Raw genomic sequence first — 19,387 nt, forward strand, 5'->3', positions numbered from 1 at the left:
GCCCGTGGCGCCGTCTGATCTCAACGCCAACGAGCCGCCGGTGGTGCTCTCCGCCCGCGGGCTGCGGCGCGATTTTGCCGGCTTCGTCGCCGTCAGGAATGTCGATCTCGATGTCCGCCATCGCAACATCCATGCGCTGATCGGGCCTAACGGCGCCGGCAAGACGACTGTCTTCAACCTGCTCACCAAGTTCCTGGCGCCGACCAGCGGCAGGATCGAACTGCTCGGCCACGACATCACCCGCACGCCACCGGCAAGGGTGGCGCGCATGGGGCTGGTACGCTCGTTCCAGATATCGGCGATCTTTCCGCATCTCAGCGTGCTCGACAATGTGCGCGTCGCATTGCAGCGGCCGGGTGGGCTCGGCGTCCAGTTCTGGCGTTCCCTGGCGGCGCTCGATCGGTTGACGCCGCGAGCCGTCGAACTGTTGCGCTCCGTTGGTCTCGACGACGCCAGGAACAGGCTGGCCGGCGATCTGTCCTATGGAAGGAAGCGCGCGCTGGAGATCGCCACGACCCTGGCCCTCGACCCGAAGGTGCTGCTGTTGGACGAGCCGATGGCCGGCATGGGGCATGAGGACGTGGCCATGGTTTCCGACCTCATCCGTTCGGTGGCGAGCGCGCGCGCGGTGCTGATGGTCGAGCACAACCTGACTGTTGTCGCCGATCTCTGCGACTGGATAACCGTCATGCAGCGCGGCGAGGTGCTGGCGGCCGGCGACTACGCGACGGTCAGCCGCGACGAGCGGGTGAAGGTCGCTTACATGGGCACCGCAGATGACTAGTGCCGCTCCCCTGCTTGCGGTCCGCGGCCTCAACGCCTGGTATGGCGAGGGCCATGCGCTGCACGGCGTCGATCTGGAGGTGTTTGCCGGCGAGACGGTCACGCTGCTCGGCCGCAACGGCGTCGGCAAGACGACGACGCTGCGCGCCATCATGGGGCTGATCCGCACGCGGACCGGCGAGGTCGTTTTCGACGGCGCGGATCTGATGCGCCTGCCGCTGCACCGCACCGCGCATCAAGGCATCGGCTTCGTGCCGGAGGAGCGCGGCATTTTCGCGACGCTGACGGTCGACGAGAATCTGGTGCTGCCGCCGGTCGTCGCCGAGGGCGGCATGAGCGTCGCGGAGATATTCGACCTCTTCCCCAATCTGAAGGAGCGCCGCAACAGTCCCGGCACGAGGCTGTCGGGCGGCGAACAGCAGATGCTGGCGATCGCCCGCATGCTGCGAACCGGCGTCAAGATGCTGCTTCTCGACGAGCCGACCGAGGGCCTGGCTCCCGTCATCGTGCAGCGCATCGGCGAGTTGCTGGTGACGTTGAAGAAGCGCGGCATGACGATCCTGCTGGTCGAGCAGAATTTCCGCTTCGCCAGCCGTGTCGCCGATCGCTTCTACCTGATGGAGCACGGCAAGGTCGTCGCCGGGTTCCCGGTCGGCGAACTGACGAACCGCATGGGGCAGCTCCACGACGTTCTGGGTGTATGAGGACGCCATGACGATGATCTTCGGAATCCCCGTCCAGGCACTGCTTGGCCAATTGCTGGTGGGGCTGATCAACGGCTCCTTCTACGCCATGCTGAGCCTGGGGCTGGCCGTCATTTTCGGCTTGCTGCGCGTCATCAATTTCGCCCACGGCGCCCAGTATATGCTCGGCGCCTTCGTCGGCTACCTGCTGCTCACCTATCTCGGCATCGGCTACTGGCCCGCGCTGATCCTCGCGCCGCTGATCGTCGGCCTCTTCGGCATCGCGGTCGAGCGCCTGGCGCTGTCGCGGCTTTACGACACCGATCCGCTCTACGGCCTGCTTTTCACCTTCGGTCTCGCGCTCGTGCTCGAAGGCATATTCCGCTATTACTACGGCGTGTCGGGAAACCCTTACGCCGTGCCGCCGCTGCTTGCGGGCGGCACCAATCTCGGCTTCATGTTCCTGCCCAACTATCGCGGCTGGGTCGTGGTCGCCTCGCTGATCGTCTGCTTCGGAACCTGGGCGCTGATCGAGAAGACCAGGCTCGGCTCCTATCTGCGCGCGGCAACCGAGAATCCCCGTCTCGTCCAGGCCTTCGGCGTCAACGTGCCGTTGCTGCTGACGCTGACCTACGGTCTCGGTTCCGCCCTTGCCGGGCTTGCCGGCATTCTGGCCGCCCCCGTCTATCAGGTGAGCCCGCTGATGGGATCGGATCTCATCATCGTCGTCTTCGCGGTCGTCGTGATCGGCGGCATGGGGTCGATTCTTGGCGCGATCGTCACCGGCTACATGCTCGGCCTCGCCGAGGGCCTGACCAAGGTCTTCTATCCCGAGGCCTCCAACCTCGTGGTCTTCGTCATCATGGCGATCGTGCTTCTGGTCCGGCCGGCCGGTCTGTTCGGGAGGGATGCCTGACATGTCGGAAGGGACATCTGACATGGCCGGGCCGTCGCCTCGCGAGACAGCAGCCGGAACCCCGGCATGGCCCGAATGGACGCTGGTCGGGCTCGCCATAGCGGCGCTGCTGGTTGCGCCCTTCCTGGTTTATCCGATCTTCCTGATGAAGATGCTGTGTTTCGCGCTGCTGGCCTGCGCGTTCAATCTCCTGCTCGGCTACACCGGCCTGCTGTCGTTCGGCCACGCCACCTTCTTTGGCGGCGCCGCCTATTTCACCGCGCATGCCGTCAAGGTGTGGGGCTGGCCGCCGGAAGCCGGCATCCTGCTCGGCATGGCGGGCGGCGCGCTGCTCGGCCTGGTCATGGGCTTCTTCGCCATTCGCCGGCAAGGCATCTATTTCGCCATGATCACCCTGGCGCTGTCGCAGATGTTCTTCTTCTTCTGCGTGCAGGCGCCTTTCACCGAGGGCGAGGACGGCATTCAGGGCGTGCCGCGCGGCATGCTGTTCGGCGTCCTCGACCTGAACGTCTCGCTGAACATGTACTACTTCGTGCTCGCGGTATTCCTCATCGGCGTTTTCGCCATCTGGCGCATCGTCAATTCACCCTTCGGCATGATCCTGCGCTCGATCCGGGAGAACGAGAGCCGCGCCATTTCGCTGGGCTATTCCGTCGCCAACTACAAGCTCGGCGCCTTCGTCATGTCGGCGGCCCTGGCCGGGCTGGCAGGCTCCCTCAAGGCGATCGTCTTCCAGTTCGCCACGCTCACCGACGTCACCTGGCAGATGTCGGGCGAGGTGATCCTGATGACGCTTCTGGGCGGCATCGGCACCATGGTCGGGCCGATCGTCGGCGCCAGCCTCGTCGTCGGGCTGGAGAACACGCTTGCCACCTCCGGTTTCCCGGTGACCATCGCCACCGGGATGATCTTCATGGTGTGCGTGCTGGTCTTCCGGCGCGGCATTGTCGGGGAGGTTTATGCACGGCTTCTCAAGCGACAGGGCAAGCACTGATCAGTTCCAGATCGACCGGGCGCGGTTGACCGGGCCGCGCCAGGGCGCCGGCCAACGATGACCCCGTTTGAGTGGCTACGGGCTTTGCTGCACACGCTTTTCGAGTTCGGCGGTGCGCGCGCTCAGATCGTCCAGTTCAAACCCTTGAGATGTGAAGAAGGCGGCTTCCCCGTTGTCGGGATCGGCGGCAAGACGATGCGTTTCCCGCAGATGATGTTTCAGCCAGGCGCGCTGCTCGCGCTGCAACCGGGCACGTTGAGGGCCATGCTCACGACGCATCAAGGTGTTGTAAGCGGCGTTCAACCTGGCATCGTACTTGTCGATCTCGACTTTCCCGCAATCCAGCATTTTCCCCGTGTAGCCGCCGGACTGGCCGACGCATGCTTTCATTTCATCATCGCTCTGTGCCATCGCGGGATGAGCCGTTGTCATGGCCAAAATTCCGAGGAAGCAGGCATGTCGGAGCATGGAGGCGGTTCCTTGAAACCAAAGGCTGGATGCGGGTCAGGGTCTCTCTGTTTCGGCACGTCCTCTGGATCGGCAACAAGGGCGCCCACGATATGTTGGGCAGGCCGCGAACGCGTCAAGGTTTGGCCCGCCGTGCCCCCATCACCCGTAACACCCGCGCTCCACCGCCAGCCGGCGCACCAGCGCCGACACCGCATCTATGGTCGGCGTCGGCTTGTCCGTCAGCCGGCCAAGCTCCTGCACCGCGCTCACCAGCGCGTCGATTTCCATCGGTCGGCCGCGTTCCAGATCCTGCAGCATCGAGGTCTTGTGCTCGCCGACATCGCCGGCACCCTTGATGCGGCGGTCGACCCCGATCGGAAAGCGCACGCCGAGGCTTTCGCCGATCGCCTGGGCTTCCAGCATCATGGTGCGGGCAAGCGCGCGGGTGCCTTCGTCGGCGACGATTCCCGCCAGCGTGGAGCCGGTCAGCGCCGAGATCGGGTTGAAGGAGAGATTGCCCCACAGCTTCACCCAGATTTCGCTGCGTATGTCGTCGCGCACCGGCGCCTGCAGGCCGGCCTTGACCATTTCCTCCGCCAGTCGCGTCACCCGTTCGCTGCGTTCGCCCGAGGGTTCGCCGAGCGAGAAGCGCTTGCCCTCGACATGGCGGACGACGCCGGGTGCGTCGACCTCGGCGGCGGGATAGACGACCGAGCCGATGACGCGCTGCGGCCCGATCCGCTGCCAGATCGCCCCTCCGGGATCGACCGCGTTCAGCCTTGTGCCTTCGAGTGGCCCGCCCAGTTGATGGAAATACCACCACGGCACGCCGTTCTGCATGGTGACGACGGATGTATGGTCCCCGAGCAGCGGCGCGATCTGGTCCAGCGCCGGGGTCAGCGAATGGGCTTTCAGCGCCAGCACGACAGTGTCCTGCACGCCGAGCTCCTCGGCCTTGGCGGCGGCTCTTACCGGCGCCACCGATTCCTCGCCGTCCTCGATCAGGCGCAGGCCGTTTGCCTGGATCGCTTCCAGATGCGCGCCGCGCGCGACGATCGACAGGTCGGTGCGGCCGGCGATCGCCAGCTTGGCGGCGAGATAGCCGCCGATCGCACCGGCGCCGAAAATGGTGATCTTCATCGTCAAAGCCCGAGTTTGGCGGCGAGCCCGATGCGCTGCAGCTTGCCGGTCGCGCCCTTGGGGATCTCGTCCAGGATCAGGACCTTGCGCGGCACCTTGAAGTCGGCGAGCCGCGTCGCGGCATGGCTGCGGATGTCGCTCTCCGTGGCGCTCATGCCTTCGCGCAGCACCACGGCTGCCGCCACCTCCTCGCCAAGCTTGTCATGCGGCATGGCGAACGTGACGACCTGCGCGACCGCAGGATGGTCCATCAGCACGTCGTCGACCTCGAGCGGCGAGATCTTTTCGCCGCCGCGGTTGATGATCTCCTTCAGCCGGCCGGTGACGCGGAGATAGAAGTCCTCGTCGAGCACGCCCTGGTCGCCGGTGTGGAACCAGCCATGCGCGAAGGCCGTGGCATTGGCATCCGGGTTCTTCTCATAGCCTGCGGTGACATTGGGTCCGCGAATGACGATCTCGCCGGTCTCGCCGGCTTCCATCAGCCGCCCGTCCGGCGCCATCACCGCGACCTCCGGTCCGGCGCCGGCGCCGACGCTGCCCGGCTTGCGCAGGCCCGGCGGCAGCCGGTTCGACGCCATCTGGTGGGCGGCCTCGGTCATCCCGTAGGATTCGATCACCGGGCAGCCGAAGGTCGCTTCCAGTTCCGCCATCACTTGCGCCGGCAGCGACGCCGAGGACGAGCGGATGAAGCGCAGGCGTGCCGCGGCCAGCACCTCTTCATTGCGCGCGGCCCGCGGCAGGATCGCCTGGTGCATGGTTGGCACCGCCGTGTACCAGCTTGGCTTGGCATCGCCCAGCCACTGGAAGAAGCGCAGCGCGTTGAAACCCGGCGTGCAGTAGATGCTGCCGCCCGCTGCCAGCGACGACAGCACCGCCGCGATCAGGCCGTGGATGTGGAACAGCGGCATGATGTTGAGGCAGCGGTCATCGGCGCCCAGGCCGAGCGTGGCGCCGATATGGCGCGCCGAGGCGGCGATGTTGGCATGGCTGAGCGGTACCAGCTTGGGGCGCGATGTCGTGCCCGACGTGTGCAGCAGCAGCGCGATGTCGCTATCCCCTGCCATGTCGGGCGCAGCCTGCGGGCCGATCGCCGCGCCCTCGATGGTGAAGGAGCCGGCAGGCATGCCCGGCGAAACGATAAGCCGCAGCACGCCGATGCCGAGACGTTCGGCAACCGCCACCGCCGGACCGCTCTCGTTCTCCGCGACGAGGATCGCCTTGGCGCCGATGTCGGTGAGGTAAAAATCGAGCTCGTCGGCGCGATAGGCGGGATTGAGCGGCGCCGTCGACGCGGCGGCCGCCACCGCGACGAAGGCGGTGGCCATCTCCGGTCCGTTCGGCAGCACGATCGCCACCCGGTCGCCCCGGCCGATGCCGAGCGCATGCAGCCGCCCGGCCGTGGTTGCGATCAGGCGGCGCAGCCCGCCATGGCTGAGCGTCGCCCTGTCGGGCGCCAGGATCGCCGGCGCGTCGTCGGCGCCGGCGGCGAGACGATTGGAGAGGTTTTTTGAATTCGTGCTCATGGTCACCGACTATGTGTCAAACGACTGCTTCTAGAAAGCCCTGGGGACAAGCGCCGCTTCCTTCTACTGTTCACGGGGCGTTGAGGAGTGGTCCGCGCAGGACGAAAAGCCAACTGCTTGGCTCCTCGAACGACGAACGCCCGGAGGGTGGATTAGGGGCATCGCCAACGTCCACGAACCGGCTCCCCGATCGCCCCTCAATATCCCAGCGCCATCCCATCCTTGCGCGGATCGGAAGCGCCGGTGAGCGTGCCTTTCTCCCAGTCGATCAGCACCGCCTGCCCGCCGCCAAGCGGATGCTGCGGTTCGACGACGCGATGGCCGCGCTTGCGCAAGCCTTCGATCGCCTCGGTGGGAACGTTGCGCTCAGCCTCCACGGTATCATCATTGTAGAACACACGCGGCGCATCCAGCGCTTGCTGCGGATCCATGCCGAAGTCGATCATGTTGGTCAAAAGATGGACATGGCCGAAAGGCTGGTAGCCGCCGCCCATGACGCCGAACGGCATCACCACGCGGCCGTCTTTCGTCGCCATGCCAGGCATGATCGTGTGCATCGGCCGCTTGCCGGGCGCGATCGCGTTCGGGTGCGCCGGGTCGAGGCGGAAGCTCGATCCGCGATTCTGCAGCACGACACCGGTCTTCGGGCCGACGACGCCGCTGCCGAAGGAATAGTAGGTCGAGTTGATGAAGGAGACCGCGTTGCGGTCGCGGTCGACGATCGAGATATAGACCGTGTCGCTGCCGGGCAGCTCCAGGCGCGGCAGACGCGTCATGGCGCGGTCGCGGTGGATTTCGGCGCGCAGCCGGTCGGCATAGGCGCCGGACAGAAGTTGCCGCACCGGCACATCAACCTGGTCCTGGTCGGCGACGAAGCGATCGCGGTCCTGATAGGCCAGGCGTCCGGCTTCGATCTCCAGATGCAGGCGCTCGGCGCCGTTGGGGTCGAGCCCGCCGAGCTTGAAGCCCGACAGCACGTTCAGCATGAGCAGCGCCGTCAGCCCCTGATTGTTCGGCGGCATCTGGTGGATCTCATAGCCGCCGTAGGTGGTCCCGACCGGCGTCACATAGTCGCCTTTGGTCGCCGCGAAATCCTCGTGGCTGTGCAGCCCGCCCAGTTCATTGAGCCGGCGCACCATGTCGTCGGCAACGGCGCCCTCGTAGAAGCCGGCGCGGCCCTGCTTTGCGATCACCCGCAAGGTGGCGGCGAGTTCCGGTTGGCGGTGGACATCGCCGGCCTTCGGCGCCTGGCCGCCCGGCAGGAAGATGCGCGCGGCATGTTCGTCGGCCGACAGGTCGGTTTCCGGATCGGCCCAGTCGAAGGCGACGCGGTCATGCACGACATAGCCGTTCTCGGCATAGTGGATGGCCGGCGCCAGCACTTCGGCCAGGCTCTTGCGGCCATGGTCTTCCAACAGACGGCTCCAGGCATCGACGGCGCCCGGCACGGTCACCGCGTGCGGACCCTGTTTCGGAAGTTCGTTGAAACCCTTGTCCAGGTACCAGTCGACAGTCGCCTTGGCGGGCGCGCGGCCCGAACCGTTGAAGGCCAGCAAGTCGCCTTGTCCCTTCGGGCAGTAGAGGACAAAGCAATCGCCGCCGATGCCGGTCGATTGCGGCTCGACGACGCCCTGCACGGCGGCGGCGCAGACGGCTGCGTCCATGGCATTGCCGCCGGCGCGCAGCATGTCGATCGCGGCAAGGGTCGCAAGCGGGTGCGAGGTCGCGGCAACCGCTTGCGTGGCACGAACCGGCGAGCGGCCGGGAAACTGGAAATCACGCATTCTGTCTTTGTATCCCTTGGTCTGATGGATGCGACGTTGCCGCCATGGCGTAACACGACACGGCAACGGATCGCTTCGGCTTCTCGACACTGCTCATTTTGCCAATTCTCCTCGTTACGCCAGACGCCTATCAGGCTCGGCCTCGATAAGGCGTTAGCCAGATTTCCAGCGCGTTCAGTGCCGAGATGATCGTGAAATTGATGGTGAGATAGATCGTGCCCGCAGCCACGAAAACCTCTACGGCGCGATAGGTCTGCGAAATAAGCCCCTGGGCGATGCCCGTCACTTCCATCAGGGTGACGATCGATGCAAGCGACGTACCCTTTACCATGAGGATGATCTCGTTGCCGTAGCTCGGTATGGCTTGGCGCAGCGCCAAAGGCAGAACGACGAGACGCAGGGTCTGGAGCCGTGTCATGCCGAAGGCAGAGGCGGCCTCGACAAGGCCGCGCGGCACACCCTGTATCGCACCCCGCAGGATTTCGCTGCCATAGGCCGCGGTATTGAGACTGAGCGCAATGATGGCGCACCAATAGGGCTCGCGAAACAGCCACCAGAGCCCAACTGCCTGAAGTGTGGGGCGGAACTGGCCGAGGCCGTAATAGATGAGGAATATCTGGACGAGCAATGGCGTGCCGCGGAAGACGGCAACGAAGGAGCGTATGGGCCAGACCAGCATCCGATGATTTCCCTGCTGCGCCAGCGCGAGCAACAGGGCCAAGGCGAAGCCTATTCCGATCGACAACCCCGCAAGTTGCAAGGTTAACGGCAAGCCGGAGAGAAGGGTGGGAATGATCTCGACAAAGAAGGCGAAGTCGATCATGCGTGGACCGTGCCTCGCCACGCCCGTGCCTCGCCGTAGCGGAAGACCGATCCGGTCACGGTAGCGATGAGGAAATACAGCGTCGCGGCTGCTATATAGAAGACGAAGGGCTCCCGCATCGATCCCGCGCCGATCTGAGATTGCCGCATCAATTCCACCAAGCCGATCACGGAGATCAAGGCCGAATCCTTGAGCACAAGCTGCCAGACATTTCCGAGGCCCGGCAGGGCGTGCCGCATCAGTTGAGGCACGATGACGAGACGCAGCGATTGGAACCGGGACAGGCCGAGCGCCTTGCTAGCCTCAAGCTGGCCGAGATCGACCGCGAGATATGCTCCGCGATAGACCTCGGCTTGATAGGCGCCCGAAATGATGCCGATCGCCAGGACGCCAGTCGCAAATGTCGGCAGCCCGACGAAGCCTGCGCTGCCGAAGAATTTACCGATCTCAGTCAATGCTATGCTGCCGCCATAGTAAAGCAGGTAGATCGTCAACAGATCGGGCACGCCCCTGAACACCGTGCCATACCCCTTGGCGACCCATGACGGTAAGGCTCTCGTGGAGAGCCGGCCTCCTGCTGCAACCGCGCCGAAGAGAGCGCCGAGCAGGAAGCCGAGGACTGACAGCGCAAATGTCACGCCAGCTGCCAGCAGCAGGGCTCCGCCCCAGCCGCCCTTACCCACGGAAAGGATATGGAGTGCGTCCGTCATGTGAAACCTGATCGTTCAGCGCGGCACCCGGCCGATCGGTTGATACCAATCGGCCGGACAGAATACACACGTGGCTACTTGACCGGCGTCACGTCCGTTTTCACCCATTTTTCCGAGATACGTTTAATGGTCCCGTCGGTAATGGCGGCGCTGATCGCGTCGTTCAGCATTTCCTTGAGCTTGGCGTCTTCCTTCCTGAGTCCCGCACCCGTTCCGGCGCCGAACAAGCCGCCGACAAAGCCCGGACCTGCAATCGTGAAGCCCGAGAATTCGGGTTTTGCGAGCGTCGCGGCGAGCGCTGTCTTCTGAGCGAATATTGCATCGATGCGGCCCGCGGCCAGATCGAGATCGTGCTGCTCGGTCGTCTTGTATTCGCGAATCTCCACCGTGTCGCCGAAGTATTTCTTGAGGAATTCGAGCATGGCCGTGGCCGCCTGGACACCGACCACCTTGCCCTTCAGCAGGGGCTTCAACTTGTCGACCGCGGCCTTGGAAGCAGCCTCATCGTCCAGTTTGAATTTCTCGGTCGAAGCGCCGAGCTTCCCCAGATCGCTATCCTTGGCGGCTGCGAACCCGCCCGGGTCGATCGCATAAGGCTGGGTGAAGTCAATGGTCTCGAGGCGTTTCGGCGTGATGAACATGCTGGCCATGATCACATCGAACTTGCCGACCTTCAGCGAAGGAATAAGTCCGTCCCAGTCCTGAGCGATGATGGTGCATTTGACCTTCATCCGCTCGCAAAGATTGTTGGCGAGTTCGATCTCCAGTCCGTCGAGCTTGCCCTCTGCGTTGGTGAAGTTCCACGGTGCGTAGGCGCCCTCCGTGGCGATGGTTATGGCCTTGGGCGCATCCTCGGCCAATGCGGTGTGCATGAAGCCGAGCATGCTGAGTGCTGCGGCAACTGCGGCCAAACGACAAACTTTCATGTGGTTCCCCTTTTTTGATAGGTGATCGATCTGTTCCTACGTCCGGCCGCATTGCCGGTTCGAGGCCATTCTTGTCCGGCCGGCGTTGGTCACCGACTCCGACTCACGAACTCGGCCAGCATCGGTGCTGTGCTGAGAATATGATCCTGCATCACCTTTTCCGCGTGAAGTTCGTCGCCTGAACGCAAGGCCGCGATCACGGCGGCATGCTCCTCGCGCGCAGAATGCGGCTTGTCACAGTCGTCGAACCAGATGCGCATGTAGGGCTCTATCACCACATGCAGCGCCGATATCTGATGGATAAGCTTGGGCCTCCGGCTTAGCGCACAGATACGGCCATGGAATTCCTGGTGGCGGACCACCCAGTCGCTGCTGCCGCTCTGGCCCGCGCGTTCCATGCGCTCGAGCAGGCGATCGAGTTCCTCGAACTCCTCCTCATCGATCCGGGGCATCGCCAGCCTTACGGCCAGTCCCTCCAGAACCGAGCGAATTTCGAAAATCTCGTAAAGCTCATCGACCGTCAGGCCTGCGACCACGCATCCACGATTGGGCCTCAGAACCACCAGCCCGTCGGAGGCCAGGCGCCGAAAGGCTTCCCGCACCGGCATGCGACTCATGCCGATCTCGGCGGCAATCTCCTCCGGAATAAGCCTGTCGCCCGGTTTGTAGCGGCCGAGGCGAAGGGCTCTCTGAACGTGCCTGTACGCCTCTTCCTCCGCAGTGGAGGACATCTGTGGTTCTGCCGGAAAGGCTGCTGGCACGGCGCACCTAAAAAATATTTTTGTATCCACGTATTATCAAATCCAAATTTTATTTCATCGTCAATACCCCCGGTGACGACGTTCAGAAACCGATACCGGTGCAGTGCACCACCGGCACGATCTATTTCCGGCCGGGCGAGTCTTTGGGATGGTGCCGCCCTGGGCGTGGCAAATCAGACCGGCTACGACTCCAAATGGGACGACAACAGGCTAAAGCGCGAAATTGGAAACCAATCTGGGGCCAAGCAAACCAAAAACACGCTGCGCGACTCGGTCTACACTTCGCTGAAGGCGATGATCGTGACCGGTCAGATTCCACCCGGCTCGCGCGTCACCGAGAACGACATAGCCGCAAAGCTCAATGTCAGCCGCACGCCGGTGCGCGAGGCCTTCAACCGCCTCGAGCGCGACGGCCTCGTCACAGGCCGCCCGCGCCAGGGCTATGTCGTCACCGAGTTCGACATCAACATGTTCCGTGAGGCCTTCGCCATCCGCGAACTGCTGGACGGCCATGCGACCGAACTGGCCGCGGCCGCCGCGACCGACAAGGACAAAGCGCGGCTGCGCGCCATGCTGGCCGAATGCGAGCGGTTAGCCGCCATTCCCGACCGCACCACAAAGGAAAAATTCCAGGAGCTGGAGGTCGGCATCGGCCTGCACCGCGTCATCGCCGAGATCAGCGGCAATGCCATGCTGCACGGCATGCTGTGCGGCATCCTCGACAAGTGCCAGCACTATGTCTGGACCGAACTCTTGTGGCTCGACGAATGGAAGATCGCCCGCGACGAGCATGCCGAGATCGTCGAAGCGATCTGCGCCGGCGATGCCGCCCGGGCCGGCGCCCTGGCCCGTGCCCATGTGCGCGGCTCACGCGAAAACGTGCTGCGCCTGCTGCAGGCGAAGTCGGACTACCAGAGTTTTCTCGCCAAGGCGTCCTGAGGAGACCAAAGCGCGAGGCATGAATCCGTTCAGGCGCGGCACGCTTTGGCGGACGCCTCGACCCACGCCCGCGTGGCCTGAGAGCTTTCCATCGCCCGCCCGAAGGCATCGCGTTCGCTGAGCCGGGCCATATAGGTTAGCTCGGCGGCACCGAGGGCGACTCCGCCAAATCCGCGGGCCAGCTGTAATGCGTAGTAAACCGAGATGTCGGCGGCGGTGAACCTGTCGCCGGCCAGATATGGCGAAAGCGCCAGCTGCCGGCTCACCAGTCCCAGCCGGGTCTGGAACACGCGGAGAGCCTGGCGGGCGCTCCAGTTCCTTCGCTCCACCTCGGGTGCAAAATTGCGGGCGCCGCCGACGAAATAAATGGGGGCCGCGAGGCCGGCTTCGCCGAGGTGGAGGAACTGCTGGTACGCGGGGAATACAGGATCTTGCGCGCCTGGCGCCAGCGGCGTCGGCCCATAACGCGCCATCAAGTATTCCATGATCGCAATCGACTCGACCATGACGACGTCGCCGTCCCGAATAGCCGGGATGAACCCGCCAGGGTTGATGGCCATGAACTCCGTGTCGTCTTGGACGCCGGCCGCCAGGTCCACGGGCCGCAACCGGTAAGCGAGCCCCATCTCCTCCAGCAGCCAGACAACCCGAAAGCCTCTGCCTTCCCCGAACACCGTGATCATGAGTACGTCTTCAACTGATTGCAAATGGCAAGCGGTCATTTATCAGCGAACTGATCCTGTTTTGCAAGCGGGGACCCCAAAAACCAATTGCGATCCAAAATCGGTCGATCTAGCCTACAACCGATTGCATAACACAATCGGAACCGCACGGACGTGCCGGGTGAGGAAGGAAGGGGTATGGCCAAGCTCGTGTTCGGAATGAACCAGTCCCTGGACGGCTATGTCGACCATATGGCATTTGCGCCAGGCCCCACGCTCTTCCGCCACTTCATCGAGGAAGCTCAGGCGCAGGCGGGCAGTGTCTATGGCCGCCAGATGTATGAAATCATGCGCTACTGGGACGACGATCATCCTGAATGGAATGCGGACGAACGCGCCTTCGCGGCGGCGTGGCGGAGACAGCCGAAATGGGTCGTCTCGCGCTCGTTGAAGTCGGTTGGCCCCAACGCCAGGCTTGTCGGGGATGATCTGGAGGGCGCGATCCGGGAGTTGAAGGGCGAGCGCGACGGGGAGATTGAAGTTGCCGGCCCGAACCTGGCGCAAAGCCTCACCGAACTTGGCCTGATCGATGAGTATCGGATCTACCTGCACCCCGTCGTGCTTGGGCACGGCAAGCCCTATTTCGCCGGGCCCCGGCCACCGCTGCGCCTAATGACCCATGATCGGATCGGCGAGGATGTGATCAGGTTGACCTACGTTCCCGCATAATCTCGCGGCCCGCCGGATGGAAATTCGCCGCTGGAGTCAGGTTCTGGGCTGGGCCAAAGCGACGGGGGACGGGTTCGCTTTGGCGGCGAGCCCGGACGACATCGCGCATGGCGGCGCCGCTGTTGGAAAAGCAGCTACCCCTTCATGACATTTGCCGGAGATGTTCTAATTGTGGTTGCGGCCGGCAGGTGATCCTATTGCGGCAGTTGAGTCCTCGCCCTCGGTTCCATCCAGAGCTCAAGCGCACCATGTCGATTTCCGATACGATCTACCGTCCGTTCGAAAACTTGATCCGGCCGCTGGATATTCCCTACCGGCCGCTGCCCGCCAAGGGGCCTGTGGCCGTCCTCCTGCACTTCATTTCGATGTTTCGCGGCGTGCTGATTGCCCTGGCGCTTTGCTCCATGGCGATGGAAGCCATCAATCTGACGATCGTCTGGGGGCTTTCGGTCATCGTCGATGGCGTCACGCAACAGGGCGCTTCAGCCTTCCTGCATAACGAATGGCCGCTTCTGACGTTCCTCGGCCTGCTGATCTTTCCGGCCATGCCGGTGGTCTCTTTCCTGCTCAACACGCTGACTTCGCACACGCTCGGCGTCGGCATGCCGGCCGCCATCCAGTGGCAGGGCCACAAGGCGGTGGAACGACAGGATCTTGCCTTCTTCCATGACCTCTATGCCGGTCAGGTCGCCTCGCGCCTGCAGCAGGTGGCATCTGCCGTCCAGCAGCAGATCATTGCCGCCTTCCAGTCCATTCCACGCTTCCTGCTGCAGTTGGTTGGTTCGGTGGTCCTGCTCAGCGCGCTGTCCTGGCAGCTTGCCTTGCCGGTGGTCGTCTGGATCGCGCTGAACGTGGCATTCACCGTCAGGGTCGTTCCCACCTTTGCCGAGCGCTCGCGCCGTACCGCCAGGCAGCGCAGCATGGTGGCGGGCGCCATCACCGATCTCTACACCAACATGCAGATGATCAAGCAGTTCGCCGCCGAGGACAGCGAGGCAGGCGCTATCCGTCGCATCATCCAGCAGGCCGTGCACACCCAACACAGCGAACAACGCATCTACCGTACCTCGGAACTGACTGTCGTCGTCCTCAACATGACGCTGTGGCTGACCATGCTTTCGATCGGATTTTCCGGTCTCGTCAACGGCTTTCTCTCCATTGGCCAGTTTGTCGGCGCCGTCTACATCCTCCAGCGCCTGTCGACACAGATCTTTACATTCCTGCAGATGGGCCAGCAGATCTTCCAGGCGATCGGCACCATCAAGGACGCCATGCCGGTCATGACGACCCCGCCCACCATCACCGACTGGCCGGATGCGGCCGATCTCAAGGTCGAGACCGGCGAGATCCGTTCGAAAACGTGCGCTTCGCCTACAAGGCCGGAAAGTCGGTCATCGAGGATCTGTCGCTGAGGATCCGTCCCGGCGAGAAGATCGGCCTCGTCGGCCTCTCGGGCGCCGGCAAGACCACGCTCGCGAACCTGCTGATGCGCTTCTACGATGTCGGGGAGGGCGCCATCCTGATCGACGGACAGGATATCCGCGCCGTCAGCCAGGCAAGCCTTCGGCGCGCCATCGGTGTCATCGCGCAGGATGTCGCGCTGCTGCATCGTTCGGTCGGCGACAATATCCGCTATGGCCGGCCGCAGGCGAGCGAACAGGAGATCCAAGAGGTGGCCAAGATGGCCGCCGCCGATGCCTTCATCGCCGATCTTTCGGACGCCGAAGGCCGCAAGGGCTATGAAGCCTTCGTCGGCGACCGCGGCATCAAGCTGTCAGGCGGCCAGCGCCAGCGGGTCGCCATCGCCCGCGTGTTGTTGAAGAACGCGCCGATCCTGGTGCTCGACGAGGCAACCTCCGCCCTCGACAGCGAGTCCGAGGCTGCCATCCAGGAGAGGCTTAACCTCGTGATGGAGGGAAAGACGGTGATCGCAATCGCACATCGCCTCTCGACGATTGCCATGATGGACCGGATAGTCGTGCTCGAGCAGGGCCGGATCGTCGAAGAAGGAAAGCCGGACGAACTGGTCAAGCGGGACGGCCTGTTTGCACGGCTGTGGAAGCGCCAGACAGGTGGCTTTCTCCCTGAAGAGATCGGCTAGCCTGGAAACGCCCCCCGATTTTGGTCGGGCTCCGCTTGCAATTTCTCTGATTTGGGATATTTTCCCACATATGGACACAGCCTCATCCCAAGCCTTGGCCGACCATCTTCGCCTGCTCCGGGCAGATCGTGGACTTACCCTTCAGGAGCTCGCGGCAAACAGCGGGGTCAGTCGGGCGACGCTGTCCCGGATCGAGAATGGCGAAGTCAGCCCAACAGCGGAAACGCTTGGTCGTCTGGCATCGGCTTTCGCGTTGCCGCTTTCCCAGCTTCTGGCGCCGCTCGAGCCGGACTTTCCCCCGCTTGTCCGCCGCGCTGACCAAAGCATATGGTCGGACCAGGAGAAGGGCTTCACCCGCCGTGCTCTTTCGCCGCCCAGCGGGCGACTGAAGCTGGAAATGATCGAGTGCGAGATCGCGCCCAACCAGCGCATCGTCTACGAGCGGCCCGCTCTTCCGGGGCACGAACACCACTTGGTGCTTTTGGCGGGTGCGCTTGTTTTGATCGCCGATGGCGTTCGGCACGACCTGCGTCCCGGTGACTGCCTGCGCTATCGGCTGCGCGGCGCCTCTTCCTTTGAGACCGGCGAACAATCGGCCCGCTACATTATCGCCATGGCTTAAGGAACCGCCATACATGGAAACGCAGATCATTGAACTCGACGGTCTCGCCATCGAGAAAAGGCTGGGGGAGCTTTCCAGGGTTCTCGCAGACAGCGTAGCCGATGGAGCTGCGATCAGCTTCATGGCGCCCATGCCCTACGAGGACGCGGCTCGGTTCTGGTCGGGCGATGTTCACCGTGGGGTCGCTGCGGGACGCAGAGTGCTTTTCGGCGCTGAGCGGGGCGGCGAGATCGTCGGAACCGTCCAGCTTCTCACCGCCATGCCGCCCAACCAGCCGCATCGCTGCGAGATCGCAAAGATGATCGTCCATCCGCAAGCACGCAGGCTCGGCATCGGGCGAGCCCTGATGAATGAAGCGCTGAATCGCGCGCGTGAACTGGGCAAAACCCTCGTAACCCTCGACACGCGAACCGGGGACGCCGCGGAGCCGCTATACGCTTCCGTTGGCTTCGAGGTGGCTGGTGTGATCCCTGACTTCGCCTGGGACCCGGACGGCAAGGCGCTGCACGCGACGACCTACATGTTCAGGCGGATATAGTCAGGTGCCAGCGGGTCTGAGTTTCGCCGGCATGAGCCGGTAATCGGCGATGCGCGCCGATCTCATCGCCGCTATGAAAGCGGGGCGGACCGGCGAAGCCAAATTGAAGGCCGACGGATCTCAGCGGTGGTCGGACGCGACCGGTGTCGCCGGTGCATGCGTAGCCGGGTGAACCTTGAGCGCGGTCAAGTTGTGTTAAGCTGGGTAAAATCCCGCCGCCCGCGCGCGATTGTGCCTTATGGGTGACCGGCGTGAATGACGGACGGAGTGCAATGAACAAGGTCCTCCTCATCGACGACGATGTCGAGTTGACGACGCTGCTGCAGGAATACCTGGTCGAAGAAGGGTATGACGTCGCGACAGGCACGGACGGCGGCACGGCGATTGCCGCCGCCGCGCGCAACGCGGCGGACCTGATCGTGCTCGATATCATGATGCCCCGAATGACCGGGATCGAGGTCCTGCAAAGGATCAGGAAGCTGAGCCAGGTTCCCGTGCTGATGCTGACGGCGAGAGGCGATGACATCGACCGGATATCCGGCCTGAACCTCGGTGCCGACGATTATGTGACGAAACCCTGTTCGCCTGGAGAACTCGCGGCCAGGGTGCGCGCCATCCTTCGTCGTGCGAACCAGCCTGCCGCCGGCGCGGCCGCCGAAACGCTGAGGGCCGGACGACTGGTGGTTCATCCAGGCAACAGAACCGCCGAATGGAACGGACGGCCGCTGGAGCTTACCGGCACGGAGTTCAGCCTGCTCGAAGTTCTCGCCCGCAATGCCGGCCAGTTGATATCGAAGCAAGACATGTCGAAACGGGCTTTTGGAAAGCCGCTGACCCCGTTCGATCGCCGCATCGACGTCCATATCAGCAGCGTGCGTCAGAAGCTCGGCCTCGGGGAAGATGGACAGTCGCGGATAAAGTCTGTCCGCGGCCAAGGCTATCAACTTCTTTTGGACTGACATGCCCCGACTGTTCAAGAAGTTCTTCGTGATAACCTGGCTGACGCTTGCCGGGTCCGTCGCGATCATAATCGCGACGCTCAACTTCTTCGAGACGCTTCCTTCCGCTTCGAAACTGGAACGCCAGAAGCGCGAAGTCGTCCTCGACCTGACCGAGAACCTGCTCGTCAAGGACGGTGAAGAAGCCGCCCGGCGCCTTGCCCATGCGAGCGAGGACACGGTACCGGTCGGCCTCACGATCTCGCGGATCGCGGAGACCGGCGCATGTGCCGACAGGAGCACGGCGGAGACAAGAACCGTCCTGAAGGACGGGAGTTGCTACCGGATCTCCGTGCCTCGGCAAGGCAATGTCATTCTCGACAAGCTTGGTCCGTTCGTACCGGGGTTCGGTATTCTGATTTCGAGCGCGATATCGGCGGCCGCGCTCGTCCGATATCTCATTCGTCCTGTCGTCCACCTTCGCGACGGCCTGAGCGCGCTTGCCCATGGCCGTTTCGACGTCCGCATCGGGCACAAGATGGCAGGTCGCAAGGATGAGGTCTCCGCACTCGCGCATGACTTCGATTCCAGCGCCGCGCGGCTGCAGGAGCTGCAGGATGCACAGCAGAGACTTTTCCACGACGTATCCCACGAACTGCGCTCCCCGCTGTCACGTTTGCAGGCCGTTGGGGGTGTCCTTCGGCAGAGTCCGGGCAAACTCGATGCCATGCTGGACCGCATGGACCGGGAGGTCGAACGGCTCGATGCGCTGGTTGGCGAAGTGCTCACTCTCGCCAGGCTGACAGCCGGTTCCCGGCTCCCGCTGAAGACACAGACGCTGGACGTGATCGATCTCCTGAACGAAATCCTGGGCGACGCAGCGTTCGAAGCCCAGGCCCGCGAGGTTTCGATCACCGCCAATGTTGACGGCAGCTTCCTTGCCGAGGTCGAAGGCGAGCTGATCTACCGGGCGCTGGAAAACGTCATTCGCAACGCCGTCAAATACACCGCCGAACATTCGCAAGTCACCGTGCAATGCCAGACGACAGGCGACCTCCTCAAGGTGCGCGTCGCCGATCGGGGGCTGGGCGTCGGGCGAGGCGAACTCGAACGGATCTTCCAGCCATTCTCCCGCGGGAACGACGCGGCACCGGGAGGCGGGTACGGTCTTGGCCTTGCGATCGCCAGGCAGGCGATCGAGGGCCATGGCGGGCGGGTGTACGCGTCGCTACCGGATGTCGGCGGCCTGGCCATCACGCTGGAGATTCCCCGGCGGCCGGCGATGAGCAGCCCGGCGAAAGATCGAGGCTAATCGCAAGTTTTACTCAACTTTACACTGCCTTTACGGCCATTAACGCCGGCATC

At 63.7% G+C, this 19,387-nt stretch carries 19 protein-coding genes and 1 pseudogene; 11 read left to right on the plus strand and 9 right to left on the minus strand.

The genetic code is table 11. The features are described 5' to 3' along the window. The first annotated feature begins 4 nt into the window (after positions 1-4). From FJV83_RS16130 to FJV83_RS16145, 4 genes are read left to right on the plus strand one after another with little or no spacing between them, the layout of a single operon-like run. Positions 5-784, plus strand: a complete 780-nt coding sequence (locus FJV83_RS16130) for an ABC transporter ATP-binding protein (RefSeq protein ID WP_142885826.1) — start codon at positions 5-7, stop codon at positions 782-784. Next, positions 777-1,487, plus strand: coding sequence for an ABC transporter ATP-binding protein (locus FJV83_RS16135; RefSeq protein WP_064985307.1), 711 nt, complete (start codon positions 777-779; stop codon positions 1,485-1,487). Before FJV83_RS16130 ends, FJV83_RS16135 begins: the two co-directional genes overlap by 8 nt. Positions 1,488-1,494: 7 nt before the next feature. Next, the gene (locus FJV83_RS16140; RefSeq protein ID WP_095773444.1) at positions 1,495-2,382 is read left to right on the plus strand and encodes a branched-chain amino acid ABC transporter permease; all 888 of its coding nucleotides are present in this window, start codon (positions 1,495-1,497) and stop codon (positions 2,380-2,382) included. 22 nt (positions 2,383-2,404) lie between these two features. Then, entirely contained in the window at positions 2,405-3,376 is a 972-nt protein-coding gene (locus FJV83_RS16145) for a branched-chain amino acid ABC transporter permease (protein ID WP_095792462.1), read from the plus strand. Between the two features lie 75 nt (positions 3,377-3,451). Here FJV83_RS16145 and FJV83_RS16150 read toward each other — a convergent pair whose 3' ends face one another. The 8 genes from FJV83_RS16150 to FJV83_RS16185 form a co-directional block, all read right to left on the minus strand. Beyond that, a complete protein-coding gene (locus FJV83_RS16150; protein ID WP_095773299.1) occupies positions 3,452-3,844 on the minus strand; it encodes a lysozyme inhibitor LprI family protein in 393 nt (130 codons plus the stop codon). A gap of 141 nt (positions 3,845-3,985) precedes the next feature. Then, on the minus strand, positions 3,986-4,966 hold the full coding sequence (locus FJV83_RS16155; RefSeq protein WP_142885825.1) for a 2-dehydropantoate 2-reductase: 981 nt from the start codon (positions 4,964-4,966) through the stop codon (positions 3,986-3,988). A 2-nt stretch (positions 4,967-4,968) separates the two neighbouring features. Continuing rightward, the gene (locus FJV83_RS16160) at positions 4,969-6,489 is read right to left on the minus strand and encodes an acyl--CoA ligase (RefSeq protein ID WP_142885824.1); all 1,521 of its coding nucleotides are present in this window, start codon (positions 6,487-6,489) and stop codon (positions 4,969-4,971) included. 197 nt (positions 6,490-6,686) lie between these two features. Further along, positions 6,687-8,273, minus strand: coding sequence for a gamma-glutamyltransferase (ggt, locus tag FJV83_RS16165; protein ID WP_095773296.1), 1,587 nt, complete (start codon positions 8,271-8,273; stop codon positions 6,687-6,689). A 130-nt stretch (positions 8,274-8,403) separates the two neighbouring features. Beyond that, positions 8,404-9,096, minus strand: coding sequence for an ABC transporter permease (locus tag FJV83_RS16170; RefSeq protein WP_142885823.1), 693 nt, complete (start codon positions 9,094-9,096; stop codon positions 8,404-8,406). After that, positions 9,093-9,806: an ABC transporter permease subunit gene (locus FJV83_RS16175; RefSeq protein WP_095773295.1), complete on the minus strand. Its 714-nt coding sequence runs from the start codon at positions 9,804-9,806 to the stop codon at positions 9,093-9,095. The genes FJV83_RS16170 and FJV83_RS16175 overlap by 4 nt, the downstream gene beginning before the upstream one ends. Positions 9,807-9,880: 74 nt before the next feature. Next, positions 9,881-10,732, minus strand: coding sequence for a transporter substrate-binding domain-containing protein (locus tag FJV83_RS16180; protein ID WP_095792468.1), 852 nt, complete (start codon positions 10,730-10,732; stop codon positions 9,881-9,883). An 89-nt stretch (positions 10,733-10,821) separates the two neighbouring features. Next, the gene (locus tag FJV83_RS16185) at positions 10,822-11,463 is read right to left on the minus strand and encodes a GntR family transcriptional regulator (RefSeq protein ID WP_142885822.1); all 642 of its coding nucleotides are present in this window, start codon (positions 11,461-11,463) and stop codon (positions 10,822-10,824) included. Positions 11,464-11,754: 291 nt separating this feature from the next. Here FJV83_RS16185 and FJV83_RS16190 point away from each other — a divergent pair, with 291 nt between their 5' ends. After that, positions 11,755-12,432 carry a GntR family transcriptional regulator gene (locus tag FJV83_RS16190; protein WP_281409085.1) on the plus strand — a complete coding sequence of 226 codons (678 nt, stop codon included), beginning with the start codon at positions 11,755-11,757 and terminating at the stop codon, positions 12,430-12,432. A gap of 29 nt (positions 12,433-12,461) precedes the next feature. On the opposite strand, the gene FJV83_RS16195 is transcribed toward FJV83_RS16190, so the two are convergent. Continuing rightward, positions 12,462-13,115, minus strand: coding sequence for a glutathione S-transferase family protein (locus FJV83_RS16195; RefSeq protein ID WP_142885821.1), 654 nt, complete (start codon positions 13,113-13,115; stop codon positions 12,462-12,464). 177 nt (positions 13,116-13,292) lie between these two features. On the opposite strand from FJV83_RS16195, the gene FJV83_RS16200 reads away from it, so the two are divergent. From FJV83_RS16200 to FJV83_RS16225, 6 genes and pseudogenes are all read left to right on the plus strand, one after another. After that, positions 13,293-13,823, plus strand: coding sequence for a dihydrofolate reductase family protein (locus FJV83_RS16200; protein ID WP_095788534.1), 531 nt, complete (start codon positions 13,293-13,295; stop codon positions 13,821-13,823). Positions 13,824-14,071: 248 nt separating this feature from the next. Continuing rightward, a pseudogene (locus tag FJV83_RS16205) lies at positions 14,072-15,924 on the plus strand (ABC transporter ATP-binding protein). Between the two features lie 70 nt (positions 15,925-15,994). Beyond that, positions 15,995-16,546: an XRE family transcriptional regulator gene (locus tag FJV83_RS16210; RefSeq protein WP_142876711.1), complete on the plus strand. Its 552-nt coding sequence runs from the start codon at positions 15,995-15,997 to the stop codon at positions 16,544-16,546. A gap of 13 nt (positions 16,547-16,559) precedes the next feature. Continuing rightward, positions 16,560-17,084, plus strand: a complete 525-nt coding sequence (locus tag FJV83_RS16215; protein ID WP_142885820.1) for a GNAT family N-acetyltransferase — start codon at positions 16,560-16,562, stop codon at positions 17,082-17,084. A 272-nt stretch (positions 17,085-17,356) separates the two neighbouring features. Next, positions 17,357-18,043, plus strand: a complete 687-nt coding sequence (locus FJV83_RS16220) for a response regulator transcription factor (protein ID WP_142885819.1) — start codon at positions 17,357-17,359, stop codon at positions 18,041-18,043. 1 nt (position 18,044) lies between these two features. Continuing rightward, the gene (locus tag FJV83_RS16225; RefSeq protein WP_142885818.1) at positions 18,045-19,334 is read left to right on the plus strand and encodes a HAMP domain-containing sensor histidine kinase; all 1,290 of its coding nucleotides are present in this window, start codon (positions 18,045-18,047) and stop codon (positions 19,332-19,334) included. The last annotated feature ends 53 nt before the right edge of the window (positions 19,335-19,387 follow it).

It is taken from the genome of Mesorhizobium sp. WSM4307, assembly GCF_007003945.1.
GTDB lineage: Bacteria > Pseudomonadota > Alphaproteobacteria > Rhizobiales > Rhizobiaceae > Mesorhizobium.

Excerpts from the sequence above, each read along its gene's own strand:
- FJV83_RS16155 (WP_142885825.1), bottom strand. The coding sequence starts at position 4,966 with ATGAAGATCACCATTTTCGGCGCCGGTGCGATCGGCGGCTATCTCGCC.
- FJV83_RS16180 (WP_095792468.1), bottom strand. The coding sequence starts at position 10,732 with ATGAAAGTTTGTCGTTTGGCCGCAGTTGCCGCAGCACTCAGCATGCTC.
- FJV83_RS16160 (WP_142885824.1), bottom strand. The coding sequence starts at position 6,489 with ATGAGCACGAATTCAAAAAACCTCTCCAATCGTCTCGCCGCCGGCGCC.
- FJV83_RS16185 (WP_142885822.1), bottom strand. The coding sequence starts at position 11,463 with ATGTCCTCCACTGCGGAGGAAGAGGCGTACAGGCACGTTCAGAGAGCC.
- FJV83_RS16210 (WP_142876711.1), top strand. The coding sequence starts at position 15,995 with ATGGACACAGCCTCATCCCAAGCCTTGGCCGACCATCTTCGCCTGCTC.
- FJV83_RS16195 (WP_142885821.1), bottom strand. The coding sequence starts at position 13,115 with ATGATCACGGTGTTCGGGGAAGGCAGAGGCTTTCGGGTTGTCTGGCTG.
- FJV83_RS16200 (WP_095788534.1), top strand. The coding sequence starts at position 13,293 with ATGGCCAAGCTCGTGTTCGGAATGAACCAGTCCCTGGACGGCTATGTC.
- FJV83_RS16135 (WP_064985307.1), top strand. The coding sequence starts at position 777 with ATGACTAGTGCCGCTCCCCTGCTTGCGGTCCGCGGCCTCAACGCCTGG.
- FJV83_RS16215 (WP_142885820.1), top strand. The coding sequence starts at position 16,560 with ATGGAAACGCAGATCATTGAACTCGACGGTCTCGCCATCGAGAAAAGG.
- FJV83_RS16140 (WP_095773444.1), top strand. The coding sequence starts at position 1,495 with ATGACGATGATCTTCGGAATCCCCGTCCAGGCACTGCTTGGCCAATTG.
- FJV83_RS16220 (WP_142885819.1), top strand. The coding sequence starts at position 17,357 with ATGAACAAGGTCCTCCTCATCGACGACGATGTCGAGTTGACGACGCTG.
- FJV83_RS16145 (WP_095792462.1), top strand. The coding sequence starts at position 2,405 with ATGGCCGGGCCGTCGCCTCGCGAGACAGCAGCCGGAACCCCGGCATGG.
- FJV83_RS16150 (WP_095773299.1), bottom strand. The coding sequence starts at position 3,844 with ATGCTCCGACATGCCTGCTTCCTCGGAATTTTGGCCATGACAACGGCT.
- FJV83_RS16170 (WP_142885823.1), bottom strand. The coding sequence starts at position 9,096 with ATGATCGACTTCGCCTTCTTTGTCGAGATCATTCCCACCCTTCTCTCC.
- FJV83_RS16225 (WP_142885818.1), top strand. The coding sequence starts at position 18,045 with ATGCCCCGACTGTTCAAGAAGTTCTTCGTGATAACCTGGCTGACGCTT.
- ggt (WP_095773296.1), bottom strand. The coding sequence starts at position 8,273 with ATGCGTGATTTCCAGTTTCCCGGCCGCTCGCCGGTTCGTGCCACGCAA.
- FJV83_RS16175 (WP_095773295.1), bottom strand. The coding sequence starts at position 9,806 with ATGACGGACGCACTCCATATCCTTTCCGTGGGTAAGGGCGGCTGGGGC.